Source organism: Streptomyces katrae (assembly GCF_000966975.1).
Classification (GTDB): domain Bacteria; phylum Actinomycetota; class Actinomycetes; order Streptomycetales; family Streptomycetaceae; genus Streptomyces; species Streptomyces katrae.
On record NZ_JZWV01000680.1, the window covers coordinates 1 to 5551 of the forward strand.

Genomic DNA, 5551 nt, shown 5'->3' on the forward strand with positions numbered 1-5551 from the left:
GGCCAGCCCCGGCCGCAGCCCCGCCCACACGGCCCCGCCCACACGTCGGCGGCCCACGCGCCGAACTCCGGATGGTGCTCCGGTTCGGCGAGCACGTGCAGCATCGCGGTCAGTTCGGCCAGCGGGGACGCGGCGAACCGCAGCCCCTCGGACGGCATGGCCGCGATGTCGATCCTCAACGTCATCCGGACATCATCCACGCCCCGCCGGAGAGCGCCGACGACTGTTGACGATCTCCGTCAAGCGACGTGCCCGGCCGGGCCGCCGAACCCACTGTTCACCCCATGACAGTCACGAGCACCGCCCCGCCCCCCTCCCCCGAGGCCGGACCCCGCGCCCTCCTGCGCGCCTCGGGCGGCCCGCGTTATGCCGTCGCCCTTGCCGTCGACGCCCTCGGCACCGGCCTGCTGAGGCCGTTCCTCCTCCTCTACGGAGTGACGGTGCTCGGTCTGTCGGCGTCGGCCACCGGCCTCGCGATGACGGCCGGCATCGTCATGGGCCTGCTGTGCGTGCCCGCCGTCGGGAGGTGGCTGGACCGGGGCGCCCGCAGCGCCGTCGTCGCTGCGGCGATGCTGATACGCGTGCTGGGCGTGGCCGTGCTGCTGGCGGCACCGCCGGGGCACGTCTGGCCGTTCGCCGCCGCGGCCCTCCTGCTCGGCATCGGCAACCAGTCCTGGCCCGCCGCCCACGCGGCCCTCGTCGCCACCCTCGCCCACGGACGGGAACGCGACACCGCGCTCGCGGCGGGACGCGCCCTGCGCAACGCCGGTCTGGGGGCGGGGGCGCTCCTCGCCATGGTCTGCCTGGCGGGCGGGACCTCGGCTCTGGAGGCGCTCGCGGGGGTCACGGGAGCGGCGTACCTGGTGGCCGCCGTCCTGGCGTGGTCGGTGCGTGTGCGTGCGGAGCGTCCGGAGCCGGGGGCGGACCGGTCGGACCGGTCCCCTGGAGCGGTGGGGCAGGCGGTCAGGCCACCGCGCATGCGCGCCCTTCTGGCCGCGAACGTGGTGTACGTCTTCTGCCTCAACGTTCCCGAGATCGCGCTCCCTTTGGTCCTGCTGACGCAGTTGCACGCCTCACCGGTGTGGTCCGCGGCGGTCTTCGTCGCCAACACGGTGCTGGTGGTCACGCTCCAGGTCCCGGTCACCGTCCTGATGGCCCGCTACGCCCGGCGTACCGCGCTGGTCATCGCCGGTGCCGTCCTCACGGTCTCGTACGTCGGGTTCCTGGTGGTGACGCTGCTCGGTGAGGGGGGCGGGCACGGCTGGGCCGCGGCGGGCATCGCGGCCGTCTCCGTCGTCTGCACCCTCGGCGAGATCGTCTACGCCGGCAGCGCCACCGCCCTGGTGACGGCCCTCGCCCCGTCCCGGGCGCTGGGACGCACCCTGGCCCGCTTCGAGCTCTCCTCGGGCTTCGGGCTCGCCGTCTCTCCGGCCGTGATCACCGCCCTCGCGGCCCACGGCCCGACCGCCCTGTGGGGCACCCTGGCCACGGCCACCCTCCTGTCCGCCTCGGCCGTCGCCAGCGAAGCGGACCCCGCGGCGCCGAAGCGATGACGGCGCCACGGTCCGCGCCCGGCCCGGACCCGGCCGACCGCCCGGGCAGCGCCCGCTGGACCTTCCGGGGCCGGCGGGTCAGCCTGGAGGGATGAGTTCGATGTCCGGTGAACCCGTGCCCGGCCCCGGTGCGCCACCGCCTCCGCCCGGGGTCCCGTCCCCCGGGGCCGGTGCGGAGCCGGGGGTGGCGCTGCGGTCCGCGCGCGGGCGGTGGGTGCTGCTCGCCACCGTGCTCGGGTCCGCGATGGCCCTGCTGGACTCGACCGTGGTCAACGTCGCCCTCCCCCGCATCGGGCACGACCTCGGCGCCGATCTGGCGGTGCTCCAGTGGACGGTGAACGCCTACCTGGTGACCCTGGCCGGGCTGATCCTCGTCGGCGGGGCGCTCGGCGACCGGTTCGGGCGGCGCCGGATCTTCGTCCTCGGCGTGGTGTGGTTCGCCGCGGGCTCCCTGCTGTGCGGCATCGCCCCGAACGCCGGGGTGCTGATCGGCGCCCGCGCCCTCCAGGGCATCGGCGGGGCCCTGCTTACCCCCGGCTCGCTCGCGCTGATCCAGGGCTCGATCCGGGCCGGCGACCGGGGCCGGGCGGTGGGCCTGTGGTCCGGGTTCGGCGGGGTCGGCGCGGCCGTGGGGCCGTTCCTCGGGGGCTGGCTGGTGGACGGGCCGGGCTGGCGGTGGGTGTTCCTGCTGAACGTGCCGGTGGCCGCGCTGTGCGTGCCGGTGGCGCTCAGACACGTACCGGAGTCGAAGGACCCGCAGGCCGGCGGGCGGTTCGACGTGGCCGGCGCGGTGCTCGGGGCCTCGTCCCTGGCCCTGGTCACGTACGCGCTGATCGAGGCCCGCTCCGCGACCGGTGCCGTCATCGCGGCGGGGGTGGGCGGAGTGCTGCTGGCGGCCGCGTTCGTGTACGTGGAGCGGCGGCGGCGGCATCCGATGGTGCCGCCGGACGTGTTCGCCTCCCGCCAGTTCACGGCCGTCAACCTGGTCACCCTGTGCGTGTACGCGGCCTTGGGCGGCTTCTTCTTCCTCGTGGTGCTCCAGCTCCAGGTGGTGTCCGGGTACTCGGCGCTGGGCGCGGGGGCCGCGCTGCTGCCGACGACCGTCCTGATGCTGCTGATGTCGGCCCGCGCCGGGGCGTTCGGGGAGCGGATCGGGCCGCGGATCCCGCTCACGGTGGGGCCGCTGGTGTGCGCCGCCGGGATGCTGCTGACGCTGCGGGTGGGGCCGCAGGCCTCGTACGTCGGGGACGTGCTGCCGGCGATGGCGCTGCTCGGCCTGGGCCTGGCCGCCCTGGTGGCCCCGCTGACCGCGACGGTACTGGCCGCGCTGGACCCGGGCCGGGCGGGGCGCTGCCGCTGCTGGCCGGGATGGGCCCGGACGCCTACCTGTCGGCCGGTGCCTTCGACGCGGCCTACGGGCGGGCGATCGCCTGGTGCGCGGGGCTGATGGTGGCCGGTGCGGCCGTGGCGTGGGCGACCGTGCGCTCCCCCTCGCCCGGGGCCTGCCATCCGGAGTGCCGGACCTCCTGCGCCGTCGGCTCCCCTCCGCTGGAGCACCCGCACGAACCGGGGCACCCCCAGGAGCCCGCCCCCTGACCGGTTCCGGAGGCCTTCGGCGTGCCGGAGCGCGGCGGCGTCGGTGCTGGTGCCGGGCCGGGTCCGGCGGACACCCCCTACTGGTTCTGCCCGCCCAGCAGGAAGAGCAGGTAGACGAAGAAGGCGAAGAGGTGGCCGACGAACAGGTAGGCGATCAGCCTGATGACCAGGCCGCGCGGGAACTTGGACTCGAAGCGCCGGAAGACGCTGAGCGGGGCCTGCTGCTCGGGGGTGGCGGACACGTTCTCTCCCTTGGACGGCATGGGTACGGCTCCTCGGCTGATCACGGCTGGGGGTGGTGCTTGGCGGTGCCGCCGAGGCACACCCCGGCGAGGCTGCTCTGCAGCAGCGTGTGGACGAACAGCAGCTCCGCCCCGCCGGGGCCGGCCGCGCCGATCCGGTGCGGGGTCAGCGAGTCGAAGTGCGCGCTGTCCCCCGGCTCCAGCAGGTGCTCGGCCTCCCCCAGGTGCAGCCGCAGCCGCCCGCCGAGCACGTACAGCCACTCCTCCCCGGGGTGTACCCGGACCAGCTCGCCCTGGCTGCGGCCGGGCGGGACGTGCACGCGCAGCGCCTGCATGCCCCGCCCGGATCCCCCGGCCTGCCAGTACGTCCACCCGTCGGCCTCGCGGGCGCCGGGTCCGCCGGCCCGTACGATGGGATCGGCGACGGCCGGGGTCTCGCCGAGCAGCTCGGAGACGGTCGTACCGTAGGTGCGGGCGAGTCCGAGCAGCAGCGGGAGCGAGGGCTGGCGCCGGCCGGTCTCCAGCCGCGACAGGTGCGCGGGCGAGAGCCGGGCCCGGGCGGCGGCCGCCTCCAGGGTGAGTCCGGCGCGCCGGCGCAGCTCGCGCAGCTGCGGGGCTACGGCGGGCAGCTCCTCGGCGCCGCCGGGGGCCTCAGGGGCCTCGGTGTCCGAGGGGTCCTCGGGACGGGGGGTCATGCCCCGATTGAGCCAGAGACTTGCCCGGCTGGCAATCTCTCTTGCCTCTGAGGCAAATTCCGCTCTGCGGGGGTCAGCGGCGGTGCTGCTCCAGCACCGTCTCCACCGTGTCGGCCTCCCGGGGCCCCTTGTCGGGGCGGTGCCGCAGGACCCGGGCGAAGCGCAGGGCCACCCCGGCCGGGTAGCGCGGGGAGCGCTGGAGGCCGTCGTAGGCGATCTCCACGACCAGTTCCGGCCTGACCCTCACGGTGAACCCGTCGTCCTCCACCGCGAGCTCGCTCAGCCGCTGCGTCTGCCAGCGCAGCATCTCGTCGGTGAGCCCCTTGAAGGTCTTGCCGAGCATGGCGAAGCCGCCGTCCGCCGCACGGGCGCCCAGGTACAGGTTGGACAGCAGACCGGTGCGCCGGCCGTGGCCCCATTCGGCGGCGAGCACCACGAGGTCCAGGGTGTGGACGGGCTTGACCTTCAGCCACTGCTTCCCGCGCCGGCCCGCCGCGTACGGGGAGCCCAGCCCCTTGACCATGACCCCCTCGTGCCCCCGGCGCAGGCTCTCCGCCCAGAACTCCCGCGCCTGCTCGGCCTGTGCGGCCGGGTCCTCCACCGCCAGGCGGCGGACCCGGGCGGCCTCCGGGACGAGGCCGGCCAGGGCGGCGTACCGCTCGCGGACCGGCAGGTCCAGCAGGACCCGGTCACCGAGGGCCAGCACGTCGAAGAAGAAGGCGGTGACGGGGAGGGTCCGGCGGGCCGCCTCCACGTCCACCCGGGAGCCGACCCGGCTCGCGATCTCCTGGAACGGCACCGGCCGCCCGGCGGGGTCGTGCCCGATGACCTCCCCGTCGAGGACGAACCGCTCCCCCGGCAGGCCCAGGGCCAGCTCGGCGACCTCGGGCAGCCGGCCGGTGATCTCGTCCAGGGAGCGGGTGTACACGTGGACCTCCGCCCCCTCGCGGTGGACCTGGACCCGGATCCCGTCGAGCTTCTCCTCCACCGCGCACGGCCCCAGCGCGCGCAGGGCGTCCTCCAGCGAGCGGGCGGTCCCGGCCAGCATGGGCTGGACGGGCTGCCCGATGCGCAGGGCCACCCCGCTCAGCGCCGCGGCCCCGTCGGCCAGCACCGCCGCCGCCACCCGGGGCAGCGAGCCGTCCAGCATCACCGCCCTGCGCAGCTCGGCGGCCGGCACCCCGGCGGCCGCGGCCACCCCCTCCAGGGCCACCGCGTCCAGCGCGCCCTGGCGCACCTCCCCGGAGAGCAGGCTGCGCAGGAACCGCTGTTCCTCCCCGGTCGCGGCGCCCAGCAGGGCGGCGACGATCCGGCGCCGCTCCGCCTGCGCCCCCGGGCCGGAGACGGCGGCCAGCTCGGCCACCGCCGCGTCGACGGCCCGTACGGTCAGGGTGGGTTCCGCGGCGGGGCCGGTGTCCTGGGCGAGGGTGCGCCAGCCGACGCCGGGCCGGCCCTGCGGGAGGCG

5 protein-coding genes and 1 pseudogene are annotated in these 5551 nt (G+C 76.2%); 2 read left to right on the forward strand and 4 right to left on the reverse strand.

The features are described 5' to 3' along the window. A partial coding sequence (locus VR44_RS23825; protein WP_045949624.1) for a DUF5937 family protein occupies positions 1-185 on the reverse strand: 185 nt, incomplete at its 3' end. 99 nt (positions 186-284) lie between these two features. Between VR44_RS23825 and VR44_RS23830 the strand changes: the two genes are divergently transcribed. Both VR44_RS23830 and VR44_RS23835 read left to right on the forward strand, forming a co-directional pair. Then, entirely contained in the window at positions 285-1553 is a 1269-nt protein-coding gene (locus VR44_RS23830; protein ID WP_045949625.1) for an MFS transporter, read from the forward strand. A gap of 100 nt (positions 1554-1653) precedes the next feature. Continuing rightward, a pseudogene (locus VR44_RS23835) lies at positions 1654-3149 on the forward strand (DHA2 family efflux MFS transporter permease subunit). Between the two features lie 77 nt (positions 3150-3226). Here VR44_RS23835 and VR44_RS23840 read toward each other — a convergent pair. The 3 genes from VR44_RS23840 to VR44_RS23850 form a co-directional block, all read right to left on the reverse strand. Further along, positions 3227-3412 (reverse strand): DUF6126 family protein, encoded by a 186-nt coding sequence (locus VR44_RS23840; protein WP_045949626.1) that lies wholly within the window; start codon positions 3410-3412, stop codon positions 3227-3229. A 20-nt stretch (positions 3413-3432) separates the two neighbouring features. Next, complete coding sequence (locus VR44_RS23845; protein ID WP_045949627.1) at positions 3433-4086, reverse strand: helix-turn-helix domain-containing protein; 654 nt, start codon at positions 4084-4086, stop codon at positions 3433-3435. Between the two features lie 73 nt (positions 4087-4159). Continuing rightward, a partial coding sequence (locus VR44_RS23850; RefSeq protein WP_045949628.1) for an ATP-dependent DNA ligase occupies positions 4160-5551 on the reverse strand: 1392 nt, incomplete at its 5' end.